Below are 19,918 nucleotides of genomic sequence, written 5' to 3' on the forward strand. Positions count from 1 at the left end.
TGTCGCTTCATTTGACGCTCACCTCATTTCCGCGGAGCGCGGGGGCGCCGATCATCGTCGTCCACGAGGCCAGGTCCTCCGGAGCGGTGCCGGTCGCCTCGCCGTAGACGACAGCCAGGGTGTCGCGCTCGAGTTGCGAGCCGGCATAGGCCGCCGCCGGCAGCACCGAGTACTGCGGGGCCGGAACCTCGGGGATGTTCTGCTCGCCCGGGTTGCGGGTCGGAATCTGGTACGAACCGTCATGAATCGAACCGCCCGGATACTGGCCGATCTCGACGCCCAGCGGTGGCGGCTCGTAGCAACGCGGTCCTCGGGTGTCGATCAATCGCGGCTCGTCCTGGTTGGGCAGGTACCGACCCCGCGGATTGACCAACTCGATCGTGGTCCGCGCGCCCGGCATGCCGGTGCCCTCGCCGGTGATCTCACCGGACCGCTCCATCACCTCCGCGAAGTTCTCGAACGTGCAGCCGAAGGTCCCCGAGAATCGCGCCAGGATCTCGAGCGCCTCCCGCGAGTCCGCGGCGATCGAGATGAGCGAGTCGCGGTTGGTAGTGAGCAGGTCGGTGGTACTCGCACCGGTCGACGTGACCGACGCCATCAGCGCGTCGAGGGAGCTGCGTTCCTCGACGATGGTGGCGTTGGTGGTGCGCAGATCGTCGAGTGCGTCGATCAACTGCGGCGCGGCGTCCGAGTACGTCTGTGTGAACGTCGCGAAACTCTGCAGACCGGCCTCGACGTCCGGCATCCGAGTGTTCACGCCCGCAAAGATCGTGTCGAGCTGGTCGAGTGTGACCCCGAGCTGCTCACCGCGGCCGTCGAGCGCCTGCGACAGCGCGCCGAGGGTCGACGCGAGGCTCTCCGGCGGGATTGCCTGCAGCAGCGGCAGCAGGTCGTCGAACAGCTGGCCGAGCTCGATCGCGTTCCCGCTCTTGTCTTGGTGGATGGTGCCGCCCGCCTGGATCGGGTTGGGGCTTGGATCATCTGGGATGACGATGTCGACGTACCGCTCGCCGTACAGCGTCTTCGGCAACAACCTCGCGGTGGCGTTCGACGGGATCAGCCCGACCTTGTCCGGATCGATCGCCATGACCGACGTGACTTCTCCGTTCTCGGTCGACGCGTCACGCACCTCCCCGACGATCAGTCCGCGCACCTTGACGTCGGCGTTGCGCGGCAGCGAGTTGCCGACCGTGTCTGTCACCAAGTCGACCTCGACGACGGGCTTGAAGGTCTTGTTGTAGGTCGCAACGGTTCCGCCGATGAACAGCGCCAGAACCACGAAGAACGCGAGTCCCATGACCCGACGACGCAGCTTCGAAGGAGGCTCGATCATCCGGCCACCCGCACTGTGGTCGTCGTGCCCCAGATCGCGAGGCTCAGGAAGAAGTCCAGGACGGCGATGGTGACGATGGCGGTACGCACGGCGTGACCGACCGCGACGCCGACGCCGGCCGGGCCGCCTTGTGCATGGAATCCGTAGTAGCAGTGCACAAGGATCAGCACGAACGCGAACACCAGCACCTTCCCGAAGGACCACAGCACGTCCTCGGGCGGCAGGAACAGATTGAAGTAGTGGTCGTACGAGCCCGTGGACTGGCCGTTGACAACGGTGCTCACGACGCGCGATGCAAGATACGCCGCGAGCAGGCCCACGATGTAGAGCGGGATCACCGCGACGAAGCCCGCGATCATCCGGGTGGTGACGAGGAAGGGCACACTCGGTACCGCCATCACCTCGAGTGCGTCAATCTCCTCCGAGATGCGCATCGCGCCGAGTTGCGCGGTGAACCCGCAGCCCACCGTGGCCGACAGCGCGAGCGCCGCAACCACCGGCGCGAGTTCACGGGTGTTGACGTACGCCGACAGGAAGCCCGTCAACACCGAACTGCCGATCTGGTCCAGAGCCGCGAAGCCCTGCAGCCCGACGACGACGCCGGTGAAACCGGACATCATGACGATGACGCCGATGGTTCCGCCTATCACCGCCAGCGCGCCGCTGCCGAAGGTCACCTCCGCCAGTAGCCGGAGTACCTCCTTGCTGTACCGACGCAGCGTCCGCGGTGTCCACGCGATGGCCCTCACATAGAACGACATCTGCTCGCCGGCAGTGTCGAGCACATCCAATGGTTTGCGCACCACTCCCCGCACCCGTGTCAGTGCTTGGTCGCTGCGGCTCCGCGCGATCGTCATCCGCTCACGCCCCCTTCGCCGGAACAATCTGCAGGTAAACCGCCGTGAGGATCAGGTTTGTGAAGAACAGCAGCAGGAATGTGATGACGACGGCCTGGTTCACCGCCTCGCCGACACCCTTGGGACCACCCTTCGGAGTCAGGCCTTTGTAGGCCGCGACCACACCTGCGATGACACCGAAGATGGCGGCCTTGATCTCCGCGGCGAACAGGTCGGGAAGCTGGGCGAGCGCCGAGAACGATGCGAGGTAGGCGCCGGGAGTGCCGCCTTGGAGGACGACGTTGAAGAAGTAGCCGCCCGCGATGCCGATGACCGACACGAGGCCGTTGAGCAGCACCGCCACCAGCACCATCGCTAGCACGCGCGGCACGACGAGACGCTGGATCGGGTTGATACCCAGAACCTCCATCGCGTCGATCTCCTCGCGGATGGTCCGCGAGCCGAGATCGGCGGTGACGGCGGATCCGGCTGCGCCGGCGATAAGCAGTGCGGTCACGATCGGACTGCCCTGTTGGATCACCGTGAGGACGCTGGCGGCACCCGTGAACGATTCGGCGCCCAATTGCTTGATGAGCGAGCCGGTCTGCAGGGACACCACCGCACCGAACGGAATCGCAACGAGCGCGGTCGGCAGGATCGTCACGCTCGCGATGAACCAGGCCTGTTCGATGAATTCCTTGAACTGGAACGGCCGCTTGAAGGTATTGCGGACGACGTCGATGAACAGTTGGACGAGGTTGCCGGCCTGCGCCAGCGCCCCGGTGAGCGGCTTCGGTATCGAGGTGCGGGTGGCCCCCATACGCGATCCCACTAGCCGCGCTCGAAGGTGGACTGCCCGAGTCCTCCGTCGTCGTACGCAGGGATCACCTGGGTGTCGTCACCATCGTCCAGGCTCGCCAGGATGCCCTGCTGTGCCTCGTACGGCAGGGTGTGGAGGATCTGGCGGACCCGCGCCTGGCGACGCGCGACAGCCTGCCGGAAGGGAAGCCCGGGGGTCGCCTGCATCTGCGGCACCACGCCGCGGACGTCGTCGGTACCGCCGTGGTGATGTCCGGCGTCGACGAGAGCCTGTTCGTGCGCCATCTGCGCCTCGTCCTTCTCCTCGGACATGCCGATCGGACCGATCTTGCTGCCGTTCAGGAACTGGTGGACGACGGGCTCATCGCTCGTCAGCAGCACCTCTCGGGGGCCGAACATGACGAGTTGCTTGCGGAAGAGCATGCCGAGGTTGTCGGGCACGGTACGAGCGAGGTTGATGTTGTGGGTAACTATCAGAATCGTGGCGTCGATCTGCGCGTTGATGTCGATCAGCAACTGACTCAGGTAGGTCGTACGAACAGGATCGAGACCGGAGTCCGGCTCGTCGACGAGGATGATTTGCGGATCGAGCACCAGCGCACGGGCCAGCCCGGCGCGCTTGCGCATGCCGCCGGAGATCTCACCGGGAAGCTTGCCCTCCGCGCCGACCAGACCGTTGAGTTCGAGTTTTTCCATCACGATCTGGCGGATCTCGGATTCGGACTTCTTGGTGTGCTCACGCAATGGGAAGGCCACATTGTCGTAGAGGTTCATCGACCCGAAGAGCGCACCGTCCTGAAATAGGACGCCAAAGAGCTTGCGGATCTCGTACAAATCACGCGAGGAGCACTGCAGAATATCGGTGCCGTCGATGACGATCGAGCCCTCTTCGGGCCGGAGCAGACCGATCAGGGACTTGAGGAATACCGACTTTCCGGTGCCTGACGGCCCCAGCAGCGCGCTGACCTCTCCAGCCGGCAGCGTGAGCGACACGTCTTGCCAGATCTTCTGAGAGCCGAACGACTTTGTCAGCCCTTCGACAGCTACTTCGACTCCCACTTTTTCCTCCTGCGTCAGGCAAGTCGCCCCCACCGTGGGATTCACTGTGGGTTGCGTCACTGTATCGCATTGGCGCAGTCATCCCTGCTACCGAACCTGACCTGTGAGTAAGGTTCATCCACAACCAGATGGTTTGCGATCAGAACTATGTCCGAACATCACGACCGGATCAAGGCCTGAATCCAGAAAGGGCCGCCCCAGAACGGGAACGGCCCTTTCGTCTTTGCCTCGACGAGACAAGTTGCTTCGCCAACATGCGAAGCGGAAGATCGTCTTACTTGACGGTGATCTTCGCGCCGGCAGCCTCGAGCTTCTCCTTGGCAGCGTCGGCAGCGTCCTTGGCAACCTTCTCCAGGATCGGCTTCGGCGCGCCCTCGACGAGGTCCTTGGCCTCCTTCAGGCCCAGGCCGGACACGACCTCGCGGACGACCTTGATGACCTGGATCTTCTTGTCGCCAGCCGACTCCAGGACGACGTCGAACTCGTCCTGCTCGGACTCGGCCTCGCCGGCAGCAGCCGGAGCGCCCGCGGCAGCCGCAACTGCGACCGGAGCGGCAGCGGTGACCTCGAAGGTCTCCTCGAAAGCCTTCACGAACTCCGAGAGCTCGAGGAGGGTGAGCTCCTTGAACGCGTCCAGCAACTCTTCGGTGGTGAGCTTCGCCATGATGGCGGTCCTTCCTTTCTAAGTCCTGTGTCGCCGATCCGCGACCGGACAGGTGGTGATGGTTGTGATGCGCAGGTGCGGATCAGCTATTCGGCGGCGGCCTCGGCGGGAGCCTCGGCCCCGCCCTCCGCAGCCTTCTTCTCCTGCAGCGCGGCGGCCAGGCGGGCCACCTGCGAGGCGGGAGCGTTGAACAGGCCGGCAGCCTTTGCCAAGTTGCCCTTCATCGCGCCGGCGAGCTTGGCCAACAGCACCTCGCGGGACTCGAGGTCCGCGATCTTGTTGACCTGATCCACGGACAGCGCAGCGCCGTCCATGTAGCCGCCCTTGATGACGAGCGCCTTGTTGTCCTTCGCGAAGGCCTTCAGGGCCTTCGCAGCGTCGACCGGCTCGCCCTTGATAAATGCAATAGCGGTCGGTCCGACGAACAGGTCGTCAAGGCCCCCGACGCCCGCCTCGGCGGCGGCACGCTTGACCAGGGTGTTCTTGGCGACGGAGTAGGTGGCACCCTCTCCGAGAGCGCGTCGCAGCTCGGTCAGGCTCGTAACCGACAGACCACGGTATTCCGTGATCACTGCGGCAGTCGACTCCTTGAACTGCTCGGTGATCTCCGCTACTGCGGAGACCTTCTCAGGCTTTGCCATACTTCGCCTCCTCTCGTGACAGTCGTTGTTCCACTGTTGACACGGTCGTCCGACGCGACAGTCGTCCGACGTGGGCCGTGACATGCAAAACGCCCCGGTGCAGGGCACACGGGGCGTACACGAGGAGATCCATCTTCCGGCGTAGCCGGGCGCAGACAAACATCCCCCACCTCGTCCTCCTGCGTGGGCCGCCGGGCAATCCCGGACCTTCAACCGATTCCATTGCTGGGCACGGTGACCAACGGTCTTGGGTAGAACAGTTTTCGGGGCGGAGTTCGCGTCTAGCACCGAACTCCACCGAGCAGCGTAACGAAGTCGGCTCTCGAGCGCAAAACCGGCGGCACTGCCCTGTCAGCCGACCGTGCCCACCACCGCACGGCCTCGGCGGCCCATCACCGACTGGTTCGCGCGCCCGGAGCATGAATACGCCGAAGGCCGACACAGATCGCTCTGTGCCGGCCTTCGGGGTCGATCAGGTTGCGGGGTGTCGCGACTTACTCGCCGTCCTCGAGGAGGTTACGGGTACGGTTCGGGTCCACCGGGATGCCCGGTCCGGTGGTGGTCGAAACCGTGATCTTCTTGACGTAACGGCCCTTCGCCGACGACGGCTTGACACGCAGGACCTCGTCCAGTGCCGCGCCGTAGTTCTCGACCAGCTTGGTGTCGTCGAACGACGCCTTGCCGATCACGAAGTGCAGGTTGGCCTGCTTGTCGACACGGAAGTTGATCTTTCCGCCCTTGATGTCGGAGACAGCCTTCGAGACCTCGGGGGTGACCGTGCCGGTCTTCGGGTTCGGCATCAGGCCGCGCGGTCCGAGGACGCGGGCGATGCGGCCGACCTTGGCCATCTGGTCCGGGGTGGCGATCGCGGCGTCGAAGTCCGTCCAGCCGCCCTGGATGCGCTCGATCAGGTCGTCGGAGCCGACAGCGTCCGCGCCGGCGGCTTCGGCCTCTGCGGCCTTCTCGCCGACCGCGAACACCACGACGCGCGCGGTCTTACCGGTGCCGTGCGGCAGGTTGACCGTGCCACGAACCATCTGGTCTGCCTTGCGGGGGTCCACGCCCAGGCGGATCGCAACCTCGACGGTCGCGTCCATTTTGGTCGACGAGGTGTCCTTGGCCAGCTTTGCAGCCTGCAGGGGGCTGTAGAGCTTGGTCGCGTCGATCTTCTCTGCGGCGGCGAGATATGCCTTGCTTCGCTTTGCCATTTCTTCTGTCCTTACTTCTCACCCGGGCGTACGGATCCGGGCGAATGGTTCAGTCGTGGTTGCGGACCTGGCCGGCCCTCCCACAGGCGGAATCAGCCCTCGACGGTGATGCCCATCGAACGAGCGGTGCCCGCGATGATCTTCGCGGCCGCGTCGATGTCGTTCGCGTTGAGGTCTTCTTGCTTGGTCTTCGCGATCTCCCGCACCTGGTCCATGGTCACGGTCGCGACCTTGGTCTTGTGCGGCTCGCCGGAGCCCTTCTGCACACCGGCAGCCTTGAGCAGCAGCTTGGCGGCAGGCGGGGTCTTCAGCTTGAAATCGAAGCTTCGGTCTTCGTAGACGGAGATCTCGACAGGGATCACGTTGCCGCGCTGGGACTCAGTCGCCGCGTTGTAAGCCTTGCAGAACTCCATGATGTTCACGCCGTGCTGACCGAGCGCCGGACCCACGGGCGGTGCAGGGTTGGCCTGACCAGCCTGGATCTGAAGCTTGATGAGCCCTGCGAGCTTCTTCTTCTTGGGGGGCATCTTCGTTCCTTGTTCTTACTGGGTGTGTTTCTTGCCTACTGCGTGCAAGTGTGCGGGTCCCGATATCCGGCCCCACGACGTCGAGCACCGAACGACGCGGGATGTGCGCTAGATCTTCTGGACCTGGTTGAAGGACAACTCCACCGGGGTCTCGCGACCGAAGATCGAGACGAGGACTTTGAGCTTCTGCTGCTCTGCATTGACCTCGCTGATGCTCGCCGGCAGGGTCGCGAACGGTCCGTCCATGACGGTGACCGACTCCCCGACCTCGAAGTCGACCTCGATTGCCGGCTTGGCCGTAGCGGGAGCTGCGGCCTCGCCGCCGGCGGCGGCAGCAGCAGCCGCGGGCTTCTTCTGCCCCTCCTGCGGCATGAGGAACTTCATGACCTCGTTCAACGACAGCGGCGACGGACGCGAGGTGGCTCCGACGAAGCCGGTCACACCGGGGGTGTTGCGGACCGCGCCCCACGACTCGTCGTTCAGGTCCATGCGGACGAGGATGTAGCCGGGCAGGATCTTGCGATTGACCTGCTTGCGCTGGCCGCCCTTGATCTCGGTGACCTCTTCCGTGGGAACCTCCACCTGGAAAATGTAGTCACCGACGTCGAGATTCTGGACGCGCGTCTCGAGATTGGCCTTCACCTTGTTCTCGTAGCCGGCGTAGGAGTGGATGACGTACCAGTCGCCGGGAGCCCTGCGCAGCGCCGCCTTGAACTCGGCGACGGGATCGACCTCTTCGTCTGCAGTCTCCGGAGCCTGCTCCGCCGTGGCACCGTCCTCGACCTGCCCACCGGCAGCGTCGCCTTCGACCACGACGTCGTCAGACACACCGTCTTCGGCTACGGTCTCGGCCGAAACACGCTCATCGGCCAGAGTCTCGCCAGAGTCGTTCTCGGGGGTGCTCACTGGAGGCACTCTTCCTCTCGTCAATCACATCGTTCAGGAGCGCAGGCGGGCGCACCAGGGTTAGCCGAACAACCAGGAGACGCCCCTTAGGAACACAACGTCGAGGACCGCGATGAACGTCACCATGAAGGTCACGAACACGAGCACCACGGTCGTGTAGGTGATCATCTGTTTGCGGTTGGGCCAGATGACCTTCCTGAGTTCGGCGATCACTTCACGCAGGAAGCGGCGAATCCGCTTGAAGATGTTCTCAGTGCGGGGCTTGTCCCCGTTGCGGGTCTTCTTCGCAGCCGGCTCCGAGACGGCGCCGGAACGCTTCGGAGACCTGACGGAGGACGCCGCGGCCGCCGGCTTCGACGCCTCCGCGGTATCCGCACCGGCTCGACGCGCGCTGCGCTTGCCACTCGGCCTTCCTGCTGGGACCGCGCTCGTGGGGTTCTCTTCAGCAGTAACTTTGCCGTTTGCGGACTGATCGGAAACGGCCGATTCGTCGACGGGGCTGGAGTCCCAAGACCCGGTCGTGCTGTCGTCGCGCCTGCCGCGCTCCTCGCTCACCGTCGTTCCTCTCAGTCGCTAGCCAATCCGGGTGCAGGGGCGACAGGACTTGAACCTGCAACCTGCGGTTTTGGAGACCGCTGCTCTGCCAATTGAGCTACGCCCCTTCGGTCGACCGCCAGAGCTGGCCGACCAATCTGGGTTCACATGACATGCGCGCCACCCCGCAGCGAACCGTTCACAGCCTGCAGCAACAACCTGTGACGGAACTGTAGGGCAGCGCGCAGCGCCTGAGTAACCCCAGAAACAGTAGTGTACTTGAACGTCCGGATCAAACCCAATCCGCTCGGCGCTCAAGCCAAGCGAACCGTTGCCGTGGCTCGCCCGAAAATCCTACGACCCTCGGATCGGGCCACGATCGCGATTACCGCGGTCTTGCTCTCGGCATCCACCGACTTGATCTTGCCGGTGAACTCCACTTCGGCGGCCTTGTCGGCCGCCACATAGACCGGGCTGGTGAACCGAACGTTGTACTCGGTCACCGCACCGGGATCGCCGAGCCAGGACGAGACGAATCCGCCACCCAACCCCATCGTGAGCATTCCGTGCGCGACGACGTCCGGCAAGCCGGCAAGACGGGCCACGTGGTCACTCCAGTGGATCGGGTTGGGATCGCCCGAGACGCCGGCGTAGTTGACGAGGTTGCCCCGAGTCAGGGTAACGACGCGTTCGGGCAGTTCGTCACCGACAGCGATGTCCTCGAACCTACGGAGCGACATGCATCATCACATCCTTGACCGCGTGGGCGATGTTCTCGTCCACCTCACCCCCGGAGCGCGCAACGAGCGTGGTCCAGGTGGTCTGGACAGGTTCGCCATTCAGATCGGAGGCGACGTTCTTGGTGACGATGATGTCACTGCCCGCAACCTGGCGGAACGACTCCAGGTAGATGTCAGCGATCAGGCGATCGCCGGCCTCGAGCGGCCTGTGGAACACGAACCGCTGATCGGTCTGCATGATCTGACTGAGGTCGTAGCCAGTGACGATCTCTTCGAACAGCCTGCGCTGGGCGAGCATACCCAGGACCGACAGGAAGGTCAGCGGTGCGACGAGGCCGTCGTATCCGAGGCCCTGGGCCGCTTCCTCGTCGTGATGAGCGGGATGATCGTCGAGCACCGCGCGGGCGAACTCGCGAATCTTCTCACGGCCGATTTCGTAGAAGTCGCTCACGCGATAGTGGTGTCCAACCATCGCGGCCGCATGTGCGGCTGGATCGACCGTCAATTCGGCCTCTCTCACGACTGTCTCTGTCACGGCAATACCCCCCTGTCGACGCCATCCATTAGGGCAGTCTGTCAGTGAACGCGACGCGTGAGCGTCAACTCCGAGAAGAAACTACTTGGACTCGCGATGGGCTTGGTGAGTTCCGCAGTTCGGGCAGAACTTCTTCAGCTCGAGACGATCGGGGTCGTTGCGACGGTTCTTCTTGGTGATGTAGTTGCGGTGCTTGCACACCTCGCAGGCCAAGGTGATCTTCGGCCGAACATCTGTCGAGGAGGCCACTGGACGCCTTCTTTCGCGTGAATCTGATCAGAAATCGATCAGGATGGATCATTCATCTTGTGTAGCGGTGACCGGACTTGAACCGGCGACGCAACGATTATGAGTCGTTTGCTCTACCAACTGAGCTACACCGCCTCGGTGTCGAGTGTCGCGCTAAACCGGCGGCACCACAATCCAGCGAGCCCCCTGACGGAATCGAACCGTCGACCTTTTCCTTACCATGGAAACGCTCTGCCGACTGAGCTAAGGGGGCGTGACTCCACTGCGCACCGCTGTGCGCTGAAGCCTCCAGAAGATTACACAGACCTTCACGCCAGCACCAAATTTGCTGGTCAAGAGAGGGGAATCCCTGTCCCGCCACAACGCCACGGCGCCACCCCGACTTCTCCCTCGCCGGCGACCTTACGAGAAAGGCCTCCGAAGCTCGACGACTGGGCAGCGAAAACAGTTCAGCCCCGGAACTTTTCAGTGCCGGGGCTGAGCTGGTGGCAGGTGTAGGATTCGAACCTACGTAGGCGTAAGCCGACGGATTTACAGTCCGCTCCCATTGGCCGCTCGGGCAACCTGCCTAGACCACAACCAGGGCACCTCGGCGCCCTGACGCGTATCGAAGAATACAACGAAGTCCCCCCGCATACGCAAACCAGGTGGATACGGGTGGTTGCGAACCGATAGCGTCGTGACCAACCTGCCGCTGCCCGCGGTGGGCTCGACTGCTAGTGAATTAGGAGTGTGAAGTGGCTGATTCGTCCTTCGACGTGGTGAGCAAGGTTGACCGTCAAGAGGTAGACAACGCTCTGCATCAGGCCGCGAAGGAGTTGGGCACCCGGTTCGATTTCCGGAACACCGGGGCGAGCATCGAGTGGTCCGGCGAGGAGACGATCGCACTGAGCGCTGAGACCGAGGAGCGCCTCCTGGCGGCGCTCGAGGTATTCAAGGAGAAGTTGATCCGCCGCGACATCTCACTGAAGGCGTTCGATGCTGGGGAGCCCTCGCAGTCCGGCAAGGTCTACAAGCTGAGCGGATCCCTGGTCCAGGGCATCAGCAGCGAGAACGCGAAGAAGATCTCGAAGAAGATCCGCGATGAGGGCCCCAAGGGCGTCAAGGCGCAGATTCAGGGCGAGGAGCTGCGTGTGACAAGCAAGAAGCGTGACGACCTACAGGCCGTCATCGCGCTCCTGAAGAACGAGGACTTCGGTATCGCCCTGCAGTTCGTCAACTATCGCTAGGGCAGCTGCGACGGCCACGGTGCGCGACCCCCGGCTGTGACGGTTCAGCGCGCACCGTCGGTCAGCGCATCCCCGCCATTCGCTCGAGCCGCTCGATGCGCTCCGCCATCGGCGGGTGGGTGGAGAACAGCTTGCTCATCCGGTCGCCGGCGCGGAACGGGTTGGCGATCATCATGTGCGACTGGGCCGCGATCTTCGGTTCCGGCGGCAGTGGCGCTGCCTGGGTGCCGCGTTCGAGTTTGCGGAGCGCCGACGCGAGCGCCAACGGGTCCCCCGTGAGTTCGGCGCCGGACTGGTCGGCCTGGTACTCCCGCGAACGGGAAACCGCCAGCTTGACGATGGTCGCCGCGATCGGACCCAGCAGCGATACCACCAGAAGCGCTATCGGATTGGCACCACCCTGTCCACGCCCGCCACCGAACAGGTTCGCGAAGATCGCCATGTTCGCCAGGCCCGAGATGACGGCTGCCATCGCACCAGCAACCGACGAGATCAGGATGTCGCGGTTGTAGACGTGCGAGAGTTCGTGGCCGAGCACCGCGCGCAGTTCCCGCTCGTCGAGGATGTCGAGGATGCCACTTGTACAGCAGACTGCCGCGTGCCGAGGATTGCGACCGGTCGCGAATGCATTGGGCGCCGCGGTGGGACTGATGTACAGCCGCGGCATCGGCTGGTGAGCGGTGGTCGCGAGTTCGCGGACGATCTTGTAGATGACGGGTGCCTGAACCTCGGTAATCGGCTGGGCACGCATCGCCCGCAACGCGAGCTTGTCGCTGTTGAAGTAGGCCCACGCGTTGGTCGCCACAGCCAGAAAGATCGCGAAGATCAAGATGGTCTGGTTCTGGAACAGTGAGCCGATGAAGATAATGAGCGCCGACATGCCGACCAGCAGGCCGAACGTCTTGGCACCGTTTGCGTAGCCGTGCACCACTCGCCTCTTCCCTGTCCAGCACCGCCCCAATGCGGGAACGGCCCTGACACTACAACGAACCAGCCCTCGAGCACGGTTCCCGCGCTGGTTCACAGACTGTTCAGCGGGTGATCAGCCGACGCGTTCGACGGTGTAGTCGACGAGCCGGACCAGCGCCTCGTTGGCAGGACCCTGCGGTAACTGCGCGAGCTCGGCACGAGCCCGGTCGGCGTACTCGCCGAGCTTCGCCTTGGCCGCGGCCATGCCCGGCGATCGCTCGAGCAGGGCGAGCGCCTCGGCGAGATCTGCGTCGTCGGTGACCGGACCGTCGAGCAGCACCCGCAGCCGATCGGCGTCGGGGCCGTCCTCGTGCAGCGCATACAGCACGGGCAACGTGTGGACGCCCTCACGCAGGTCGGTGCCGGGCGTCTTGCCGGACTGCGCGGACACCGACGAGATGTCGATGATGTCGTCGGCGATCTGGAACGCAGTGCCGACGGCGTCGCCCAGGCGCTCGAGTCGGGCGATCTGGTCGGCGTCGGCGCCGGAGCAGGTGCCGCCGAACCGGCCGCTGGCGGCAATCAACGATCCGGTCTTCTCCCACACGACCTGGAGGTAGTGCTCCACCGCGTCCTTCTTGTCACGGGCGCCGATCGTCTCGCGCATCTGGCCGGTGACAAGCTCCGCGAAAGTCTCGGCGATGATTCGCACGGCCTCCGGGCCGAGTGTGGACACCAGTCGTGAGGCGTGCGCGAACAGGTAGTCGCCGGCGAGGATCGCGATGCTGTTGCTCCAGCGGGCGTTGGCGCTGGGCGCGCCGCGGCGCATTGCGGCCTCGTCCATGACGTCGTCGTGGTACAGCGTCGCCAGGTGGACGAGTTCGACGACGGTGGCGGCGGTGACCACGGCCGGGTCTGTGCCCTTGGGTCCGAGCTGTGCGGTCAGGACGGTGAACAGTGGGCGGAACCGCTTGCCGCCGGCCTTGGCGAGGTGCAGCGCCGCCTCGGTGAGAAAGTCCTCACCGTCGGACAGTTCACCGACCAGAAGCTCCTCGACGCGGGCGAGTCGGTCACGCACCAAGTCGGCAAGCTGCTGGTCGCCGAGATCGACTCCGGCAATGACAGTGCTCGACTCCTCAGTGCTCACGATGCCAGTACTCATTCCTGTAGTCGGTGACGCCTCGGTTACCACGGTAGTGAACCTAGCGTTATCACCAGCCGTCGCATCACCTGCCCTCGCCGCAGTCGGCCATCTCGCCTGAGAACATACTGGGGTGGTGGCCGAACATTCCTCGAACGCTGGGTTCAGCGACATCCCGGAGCTCCCCTCGAGCACGGAGGTGCTGGTTGTCGGCGCAGGTCCGGCGGGTTCCGCAGCAGCGGCCTGGGCGGCGCGCGACGGCCGCGACGTTCTCCTCGCCGACGCGGCGACGTTCCCGCGCGACAAGACGTGCGGTGACGGTCTGACTCCGCGGGCGGTCGGCGAACTCGACTGTCTCGGCCTCGGTGACTGGGTCCGCGAACGTACCGTCAACCGGGGTCTGCGACTGACCGGATGGGGCCGGGAGTTGCGGTTGCCGTGGCCCGGAGGCACCCTCCCAACCGTCGGCAGCGCAGTCCCCCGGGCCGAACTCGACAACCGACTACGCCTGGCGGCGATCGATTCGGGTGCGCGAATGATAGAGGGCGCCAAGGCTGTCGGAGTCGAGCGTGACGGCAACCGGGTGCGGGCGGTGACGCTGAAGACCGCCGCCGGCCCGCACACAGTCACGTGCGAGAAGCTCATCGTCGCCGACGGCGTGCGGTCGCCTGTCGGCAAGCAGCTGGGCCGGGAGTGGCACCGCGACACCACGTACGGGGTTGCTGCACGCGCGTACGTATCGTCCGGCCGTCACGATGATCCATGGATCACATCGCACTTGGAGTTGCGCGACGACGCCGGCGCCCTGCAGCCCGGCTACGGCTGGGTGTTCCCGCTCGGCACTGGCGCGGTCAACATCGGTGTCGGGACACTCGCGACGGCCAAGCGTCCGGCGGCGGGCGCGCTGCGACCCCTGCTCGAACTGTATGCAGCGCAGCGCCGCGCGGAGTGGCAGTTGGACGGTCGAGTGCATTCGGTGGCGTCGGCGCTGCTGCCGATGGGCGGTGCCGTGTCGAACGTCGCCGGCCGCAATTGGGCACTGATCGGCGATGCGGCCGCGTGCGTGAACCCGCTCAACGGTGAGGGCATCGACTACGGGCTCGAGGGCGGGCGGTTGGTGTCCTGGGCACTCGCCGAAGACGATTTGACACAGGTGTGGCCATCGATCCTGCGTGACCATTACGGTCGGGCGTTCTCGATCGCACGCCGCCTCGCGGGGCTGCTGACGCTGGCCCGATTCCTGCCGGCGTCGGGCCCGGTCGCTATGCGCTCCCGCGGGATAATGACCGTCGCGGTGCGGGTGATGGGCAATCTCGTGACCGAGGAGGACGCCGATGTGGTGGCTCGCGCCTGGCGGGCGTCCGGTGGGGTGTCGCTACGGCTGGATCCCCGGCCGCCGTTCAGCTGAGCGGGGTCACCTCATATGTCACCAGTTGGAGGCAAGCACCCTCACCGAGTCGCACGGTGCAGCGCCACGACACCGCCGGTGAGGTTGCGCCACTGCACGTCTTTCCAGCCGGCTGCCTCGATACGAAGCGCGAGCTCCTCCTGCGCGGGCCACTCGCGAATCGACTCGGCAAGGTAGACATAGGCGTCGGGGTTGCTGCTGACTGCGCGCGCGACCTGCGGCAGCGTCTTCATCAGGTACTCCATGTAGACGGTGCGGAACGGGCCGAACACGGGGGTGGAGAACTCACACACGACGAGACGGCCGCCGGGCTTGGTGACTCGCGCTATCTCGCGCAGCCCGGCGTCGAAGTCAGAGACGTTGCGCAGCCCGAACGAGATCGTGGCGGCGTCGAACACGCCGTCGGCGTAGGGCAGGTGCATCGCGTCTCCGGCGACCATCGGGACACGGCGACCGATGCCGGCCTCGAGCATGCCCTTGGAGAAATCGGTGGCGACCACCCACGCGCCGGAGCGCCCCAATTCGACCGTGGAGATGCCGGTTCCGGCGGCGAGATCGAGGACTCGCTCTCCGGGCTTCAGGTCGAGGGCCGCCCGCGTAGCCTTGCGCCAGCCGCGGTCCTGACCGAACGACAGGACCGTGTTCGTCAGGTCGTAGCGCTTGGCAACGCCGTCGAACATCGACGCGACCTCACGCGGCTTCTTGTCGAGTGAGGCCCGCGATCCGTGTGTTTCTGCCACGGTCGAAGACGCTACCAACCGGGTCGTTGCTCGACGGCCTCAGCCGCATCCTCCGCCCCAGGCTGCTCCGTCCTCGGCGCGGGCCGACGACGAGCGCGCGCCCTTCGCCGGGCCCACGGCACGAGCATGACGACGACGGCGGTCGTGACGGCGGAACCGAGGACGGCCCCGGCGAGGACGTCGTGCGGGTAGTGCGCGCCCTGCAAGACTCGGGCTAGCCCGACCAAAGCCGCAAGACCGATCACGAGTCCACGCTGCACTGGTGAGAGCACTCGTGTGGAGGCGAGCACGATGGCGGTCGCGATACCGAACGCGATGGCGGAGTGGTTGCTCGGGAACGACCAGTCGCTGACTGCGGGGCAGTCCGGGAGCGTGAGTTCCGCACGGCACGGCCGGTTCTCGCCGACGAAGACCTTGACAACCTCGCTGAGGGCGTACGCGACGACCACGCCGAAGCCACCCATCAGCAGGTCGCCCAGATAGGGCGAGCGAGTTCGCCACATCTGTACAGCGAGGACCCCGAACAGTGCGACGAGCACGAGCAGACCGCCGTCGGCGATCAGGCTGACGCCCGGCAGGCTCGACGTGTGCGGGACGATCGCGCGGTAGATCACGGCGCTGACGTCCCTCAGCAGGTACAGCGCTACGACGACGACCGCGGCACCGATCAGCATCATCCCGGCGCGTTCGGAAGCCTCTGCGCTACCCGTACTCGCTTGCATTCGTCCGAGCATAGGAAACCTTCCTGAGTGAATTTCTCAGGAACTCTCGGTGCGGGATCGCCCACGTAACACGAGCAGGACTGGCAGGGCGACGAGCCATGTCCCGACAACGACCGAACCGCTCGGCACGATTGCGACCCGAGCGTCGCGACCGGCGACACGCACGAGATCCGGTTCGTTGCGCGCGTACTCGACTTCGATCCGCTGCCCCGCGGTGAGCCTGGTCGGATAGAGCACTCCGAGCCTCGGGTTGTGGGTAATGCCGTCAGGGGTGACGAAGCTGACCGCCGACCGCAGCGAACCCGCCGAGAGCACCTCGGCGGTCGCGGTACCCATGTCCGACTCGATGGTGCGGTCGTTGCGCCATGCCGCGAGCACCAGCAGGACCGCAAGCACCGAGATGCCGGTGGCCACGGCGGTGACGCCGACCAGCGCGCGGCGCGCAGTCCGGGGGCTCACGACGGACTCACAGCTGCGCTCGCACGGCGGCGTGCAGTTCCCGCAGCCCGGAACGATCGGTGGTCACCTCGAGCACGCGGATACCCTCCGCGGGCGCGATGAGTGCCGCGCCGAGATCAGCCAGAGCGACCCGGGTGTGCGGGACCCGGTACGCAGCACACAGCGCGGCCAGATCGATGCCGTGCGGTGTTCCGAAGACTCGCTCGAAGACCCCCGCATACTGTGGATCACCCTGTTCGAGCAGCTCGAAGATGCCGCCGCCGTCGTCGTTGGCGACGACGATCGTCAAATCGGCCGGGCGCGGCTCCCCGGGGCCGATGAGCAGGCCCGACGCATCGTGCAGGAACGTCAGATCGCCGAGGAGGGCGACTGTGCGGCCCTCGGTCTCGTACGCGAGTGCCGCACCCACCGCAGCGGAGACGGTGCCGTCGATGCCGGCGACACCGCGGTTCGATAGCACCTTCACGCCAGGCTGCGGATAGCTGACCAGGGCAGCATCACGAACCGGGTTCGACGCGCCCAGCAGCAACTGGTCACCGCTCGAGAGCGCATCCATGACGGCGGCCGCGACGTGCAGGCCCGTCGTCTGGGGATGCGCGGCGAGCTGTGAGCGAACCGCCTTGTCTGCGTGCTCGGACAGGTGCCGGCACCGGTCGATCCACGCTGGGTCCGGGGCGCCGGACACCACGGCACGGGTGCCGGTCGCGCGGACGTTGCCGGAGACGTCGGGCCAGCGCGGCCCGGTGGTGAGCGCGTACACCGCGACGGCCGGATCGGCGAGCAGCTTCGACACCGGACGATGCAGGGTAGGGCGCCCGGTGATGATCGCCTGTCGCGGCTTGAGCTGCGACAACGCGAGCGGATGCAATGGCAGTCCATGCAGCGGAGCAGTGGGTTCGGCAACGGTCGGCAACTCAGCCAATTCGGCCCGATACGCCGCACCGTGCCCGGAGATGACGACAGTGTCGGGCGTGATGTCGACCTCCATCGGGACGTCGAGCGTCGCATGCACGGTCGTGGTCCACGCCGCGTCGTCGGGGCGACCCTGAGGGACCGGCCCTTGGGCGTGGATGTCGGGTACGAGTGGCTCGCGGAGCGGGATGTCGAAATGGACGGGTCCGGCGTTGCCCGAGCGAGTGCCGCGGGCTGCGGCGAGAACGCGGCACACCGCCGACCGCCACTGGCTGTTCTGTTCGTCGAAACGGATCCCCCGCAGCGACTCGTCGCCGGCCTCCTCGGCGAGCCCGAGGCTGATCGCGGCCCGGATCTGGCTGCCGAACAGGCCGAACTGCTCGACGGTTTGGTTGGCACCGGTGCCCAGCATCTCGTACGGGCGGTTGGCGCTGAGCACGATCAACGGCACCCGCGCGTAGTTCGCTTCGAGCACGGCTGGGCCGAGGTTCGCCACCGCGGTCCCCGACGTCATGACGACCGGAACGGGACGTCCGCCGGCGACCGCGAGACCGAGTGCCAGGAATCCCGCGGTGCGCTCGTCGATACGCATGTGCAGGCGGAGCCGCCCGGCGGCGGCGGCCGCGTGCAGCGCGAAGGCGAGCGGCGCGTTGCGCGAACCAGGGCAGAGCACGGCCTCGCGCACCCCGCCGCGGATCAGTTCGTCGACTACGGCTGCGGCCTGTGCGGTGGACGGATTCACGTCCTCCAGAGTGCCAGGTGTTGCGGCCCGCGCGTCGGGAGGGGCTGCCACGATGGTTGGCATGATGCGCACGATCTTCGACCCCGCAGAGATGGATCCGGGCACCTTCTACCCGGTGTTGACCGCGTCGGTGTTGCCGCGACCGATCGCGTGGGTGTCGACGCTGTCGGAAGATGGGGTGCCGAATCTGGCGCCATACAGCTTCTTCACTGTGTCGAGCGCGGAGCCGCCGGTGGTGCAGTTCACGTCGGTCACCCGCAAGGACAGCCTGCGCAACGTGGAGGCCACCGGCGAGTTCGTCGTCAACCTCGCGTCCGAACCGATGGTCGAGCACGTCAATGCGAGCTCGGCTCCATACGAGCCCGGCACCGATGAGTTCGCTGCTCTCGGCATCGCGACCGAGCCGAGTGAGCGGGTCCGTCCGAAGCGGGTCGCGGACTCCCCCATCGCGATCGAGTGTCGGCTGCGGCAGGTGATAGAGGTGGGGAACTCGTTCGTAGTGATGGGGGACGTGCTGGCGGTCGCGGTGCGGCCCGAGGCGATCGCCGACGATGGACTTCCAAACTTTGCGGCGCTGGCCCCGCTGAGCCGACTCGGACGCGACGAATGGGGTACGCCGCCACCGGTACGGCGGATCCCACGCCCGGGGCCACCTGGCTGAACATCGACGACCCTCGCGCATTAGGGTTGGCTAAACTCACACCGGATTCACGGGACGGAACGCCATGGCCAAACGCTCAAAGTTCGTAAAACCCGAACAGCGCGAGATCGTCTCGGCGCATGTGCTGGGCAGCAAGCAGATCAGCCCGAACTTCGTCCGGGTCACGATCGGCGGCGACGGCCTTCACGCGTTCACCCCCATGGGCTTCGACCAGTGGTTCCGGATGTTCTTTCCCGGACCCGAACAGACGGGCTTCCGGCTGCCGACCGCCACCGGCAACCTCTGGTACGCCCAGTTCAAGCTGATCCCGAAGGACGTGCGGCCGGCGCTGCGGAACTACACGGTCAGCGAGTTCCGCCCCGAAGGTGGGGTCTTCGGTGAGGCCCCAGAGCTCGACATCGACTTCACCTCGCATGGTGACCTGGGTCCGGCGTCGGCGTGGGCCAACTCGTGCGCGGCGGGCGATCCCGTGGGCCTGCTCGACGAGGGGCTGGTCTACAACCCCACCCCCGACGCCGGCTGGCACCTGCTGGTCGGCGACGAGAGCGCACTGCCCGCGATCGCCGGAATCCTCCGGTCGGTCGACCCCGCACTGCGGGTGCGCGTGTACGTCGAGATCCCCCACGCCGACGACATCGCGGCCGCCCGGGACGTCCCGGTGAGCGACAACGTCGACCTGAACTGGCTGGTGCGCAAGTCCCCGACCGCGCGTCCGGGTGCGCTGGCTCTGGACGCGATCACGAACGCCGATTTCTCGGACCTGCCAGAGGGCCCGTTCTACGCGTTCGTCGCCGGCGAGAGCGACCTGGCGACGGGCGTACGACGCCACCTCGTAGCCGACCGGCACGTGCCGAAGTCCGATATCGCATTCACGGGATACTGGCGTCACGGTCACGCCTCTTATTGAATTCCGCTCGGGCCGAGCCGCATCCGCGGCCGGACCG

23 protein-coding genes and 4 tRNA genes are annotated in these 19,918 nt (G+C 65.8%); 4 read left to right on the forward strand and 23 right to left on the reverse strand.

Going from position 1 to position 19,918, the window contains the following annotated elements; genetic code table 11:
* Nucleotides 1-7: 7 nt before the first annotated feature.
* The 17 genes from EGT50_RS12590 to EGT50_RS12670 all read right to left on the reverse strand — a co-directional run bounded on the left by EGT50_RS12590 (nucleotide 8) and on the right by EGT50_RS12670 (nucleotide 10,620).
* Nucleotides 8-1,333, reverse strand: coding sequence for an MCE family protein (locus EGT50_RS12590; protein ID WP_127955011.1), 1,326 nt, complete (start codon nucleotides 1,331-1,333; stop codon nucleotides 8-10).
* Complete coding sequence (locus EGT50_RS12595) at nucleotides 1,330-2,190, reverse strand: MlaE family ABC transporter permease (RefSeq protein ID WP_127955012.1); 861 nt, start codon at nucleotides 2,188-2,190, stop codon at nucleotides 1,330-1,332. The genes EGT50_RS12590 and EGT50_RS12595 overlap by 4 nt, the downstream gene beginning before the upstream one ends.
* 4 nt (nucleotides 2,191-2,194) lie before the next feature.
* Nucleotides 2,195-2,989 (reverse strand): MlaE family ABC transporter permease, encoded by a 795-nt coding sequence (locus tag EGT50_RS12600; RefSeq protein WP_127955013.1) that lies wholly within the window; start codon nucleotides 2,987-2,989, stop codon nucleotides 2,195-2,197.
* A gap of 11 nt (nucleotides 2,990-3,000) precedes the next feature.
* On the reverse strand, nucleotides 3,001-4,047 hold the full coding sequence (locus EGT50_RS12605) for an ABC transporter ATP-binding protein (protein ID WP_127955014.1): 1,047 nt from the start codon (nucleotides 4,045-4,047) through the stop codon (nucleotides 3,001-3,003).
* A 274-nt stretch (nucleotides 4,048-4,321) separates the two neighbouring features.
* The gene (rplL, locus tag EGT50_RS12610) at nucleotides 4,322-4,711 is read right to left on the reverse strand and encodes a 50S ribosomal protein L7/L12 (RefSeq protein ID WP_127955015.1); all 390 of its coding nucleotides are present in this window, start codon (nucleotides 4,709-4,711) and stop codon (nucleotides 4,322-4,324) included.
* Nucleotides 4,712-4,797: 86 nt separating this feature from the next.
* Nucleotides 4,798-5,352 (reverse strand): 50S ribosomal protein L10, encoded by a 555-nt coding sequence (rplJ, locus tag EGT50_RS12615; protein WP_127955016.1) that lies wholly within the window; start codon nucleotides 5,350-5,352, stop codon nucleotides 4,798-4,800.
* Nucleotides 5,353-5,846: 494 nt separating this feature from the next.
* The gene (rplA, locus tag EGT50_RS12620; protein WP_127955017.1) at nucleotides 5,847-6,560 is read right to left on the reverse strand and encodes a 50S ribosomal protein L1; all 714 of its coding nucleotides are present in this window, start codon (nucleotides 6,558-6,560) and stop codon (nucleotides 5,847-5,849) included.
* A 92-nt stretch (nucleotides 6,561-6,652) separates the two neighbouring features.
* On the reverse strand, nucleotides 6,653-7,087 hold the full coding sequence (rplK, locus tag EGT50_RS12625; protein ID WP_127947831.1) for a 50S ribosomal protein L11: 435 nt from the start codon (nucleotides 7,085-7,087) through the stop codon (nucleotides 6,653-6,655).
* Nucleotides 7,088-7,195: 108 nt separating this feature from the next.
* Nucleotides 7,196-7,993, reverse strand: coding sequence for a transcription termination/antitermination protein NusG (nusG, locus tag EGT50_RS12630; protein ID WP_127955018.1), 798 nt, complete (start codon nucleotides 7,991-7,993; stop codon nucleotides 7,196-7,198).
* A gap of 60 nt (nucleotides 7,994-8,053) precedes the next feature.
* Nucleotides 8,054-8,548, reverse strand: a complete 495-nt coding sequence (gene secE / locus EGT50_RS12635) for a preprotein translocase subunit SecE (protein ID WP_127955019.1) — start codon at nucleotides 8,546-8,548, stop codon at nucleotides 8,054-8,056.
* Between the two features lie 34 nt (nucleotides 8,549-8,582).
* Nucleotides 8,583-8,655, reverse strand: a tRNA-Trp gene (locus tag EGT50_RS12640).
* Nucleotides 8,656-8,841: 186 nt separating this feature from the next.
* Nucleotides 8,842-9,267: a (3R)-hydroxyacyl-ACP dehydratase subunit HadB gene (gene hadB, locus EGT50_RS12645; RefSeq protein ID WP_127955020.1), complete on the reverse strand. Its 426-nt coding sequence runs from the start codon at nucleotides 9,265-9,267 to the stop codon at nucleotides 8,842-8,844.
* A complete protein-coding gene (hadA, locus tag EGT50_RS12650) occupies nucleotides 9,254-9,739 on the reverse strand; it encodes a (3R)-hydroxyacyl-ACP dehydratase subunit HadA (RefSeq protein ID WP_127955291.1) in 486 nt (161 codons plus the stop codon). Before hadA ends, hadB begins: the two co-directional genes overlap by 14 nt.
* A gap of 144 nt (nucleotides 9,740-9,883) precedes the next feature.
* A complete protein-coding gene (rpmG, locus tag EGT50_RS12655; protein ID WP_031937658.1) occupies nucleotides 9,884-10,051 on the reverse strand; it encodes a 50S ribosomal protein L33 in 168 nt (55 codons plus the stop codon).
* Nucleotides 10,052-10,113: 62 nt separating this feature from the next.
* Nucleotides 10,114-10,186, reverse strand: a tRNA-Met gene (locus EGT50_RS12660).
* 45 nt (nucleotides 10,187-10,231) lie between these two features.
* Nucleotides 10,232-10,304: transfer RNA gene (locus tag EGT50_RS12665), tRNA-Thr, on the reverse strand.
* Between the two features lie 230 nt (nucleotides 10,305-10,534).
* Nucleotides 10,535-10,620, reverse strand: a tRNA-Tyr gene (locus EGT50_RS12670).
* Nucleotides 10,621-10,788: 168 nt separating this feature from the next.
* On the opposite strand from EGT50_RS12670, the gene EGT50_RS12675 reads away from it, so the two are divergent.
* Nucleotides 10,789-11,280, forward strand: coding sequence for a YajQ family cyclic di-GMP-binding protein (locus EGT50_RS12675; RefSeq protein ID WP_127955021.1), 492 nt, complete (start codon nucleotides 10,789-10,791; stop codon nucleotides 11,278-11,280).
* A 61-nt stretch (nucleotides 11,281-11,341) separates the two neighbouring features.
* Here the strand turns inward: EGT50_RS12675 and htpX are convergent, their stop codons facing one another.
* Together htpX and EGT50_RS12685 are read right to left on the reverse strand one after the other, a co-directional pair.
* Nucleotides 11,342-12,208 carry a zinc metalloprotease HtpX gene (gene htpX, locus EGT50_RS12680; RefSeq protein ID WP_127955022.1) on the reverse strand — a complete coding sequence of 289 codons (867 nt, stop codon included), beginning with the start codon at nucleotides 12,206-12,208 and terminating at the stop codon, nucleotides 11,342-11,344.
* A gap of 114 nt (nucleotides 12,209-12,322) precedes the next feature.
* Nucleotides 12,323-13,351, reverse strand: coding sequence for a polyprenyl synthetase family protein (locus EGT50_RS12685; RefSeq protein ID WP_127955023.1), 1,029 nt, complete (start codon nucleotides 13,349-13,351; stop codon nucleotides 12,323-12,325).
* 112 nt (nucleotides 13,352-13,463) lie between these two features.
* Here EGT50_RS12685 and EGT50_RS12690 point away from each other — a divergent pair, with 112 nt between their 5' ends.
* Complete coding sequence (locus EGT50_RS12690) at nucleotides 13,464-14,738, forward strand: geranylgeranyl reductase family protein (protein ID WP_127955024.1); 1,275 nt, start codon at nucleotides 13,464-13,466, stop codon at nucleotides 14,736-14,738.
* 41 nt (nucleotides 14,739-14,779) lie between these two features.
* On the opposite strand, the gene EGT50_RS12695 is transcribed toward EGT50_RS12690, so the two are convergent.
* Genes EGT50_RS12695 through menD form a run of 4 tightly spaced genes read right to left on the reverse strand, consistent with a single transcriptional unit; the run spans nucleotide 14,780 to nucleotide 18,313 of the window.
* Entirely contained in the window at nucleotides 14,780-15,478 is a 699-nt protein-coding gene (locus EGT50_RS12695; RefSeq protein WP_127955025.1) for a demethylmenaquinone methyltransferase, read from the reverse strand.
* 11 nt (nucleotides 15,479-15,489) lie between these two features.
* Nucleotides 15,490-16,200 carry a phosphatase PAP2 family protein gene (locus EGT50_RS12700; RefSeq protein ID WP_235870739.1) on the reverse strand — a complete coding sequence of 237 codons (711 nt, stop codon included), beginning with the start codon at nucleotides 16,198-16,200 and terminating at the stop codon, nucleotides 15,490-15,492.
* A gap of 36 nt (nucleotides 16,201-16,236) precedes the next feature.
* Complete coding sequence (locus tag EGT50_RS12705) at nucleotides 16,237-16,659, reverse strand: DUF3592 domain-containing protein (protein ID WP_127955026.1); 423 nt, start codon at nucleotides 16,657-16,659, stop codon at nucleotides 16,237-16,239.
* Between the two features lie 7 nt (nucleotides 16,660-16,666).
* Entirely contained in the window at nucleotides 16,667-18,313 is a 1,647-nt protein-coding gene (gene menD / locus EGT50_RS12710; RefSeq protein ID WP_127955293.1) for a 2-succinyl-5-enolpyruvyl-6-hydroxy-3-cyclohexene-1-carboxylic-acid synthase, read from the reverse strand.
* Between the two features lie 64 nt (nucleotides 18,314-18,377).
* Here menD and EGT50_RS12715 point away from each other — a divergent pair, with 64 nt between their 5' ends.
* Nucleotides 18,378-18,974, forward strand: coding sequence for a flavin reductase family protein (locus tag EGT50_RS12715; protein ID WP_127955294.1), 597 nt, complete (start codon nucleotides 18,378-18,380; stop codon nucleotides 18,972-18,974).
* A gap of 64 nt (nucleotides 18,975-19,038) precedes the next feature.
* On the forward strand, nucleotides 19,039-19,881 hold the full coding sequence (locus tag EGT50_RS12720; RefSeq protein WP_127955027.1) for a siderophore-interacting protein: 843 nt from the start codon (nucleotides 19,039-19,041) through the stop codon (nucleotides 19,879-19,881).
* Nucleotides 19,882-19,918 lie beyond the last annotated feature (37 nt).

Origin of the sequence: Rhodococcus xishaensis, from assembly GCF_004011825.1 — a bacterium.
In the GTDB taxonomy this organism is placed as follows: domain Bacteria; phylum Actinomycetota; class Actinomycetes; order Mycobacteriales; family Mycobacteriaceae; genus Prescottella; species Prescottella xishaensis.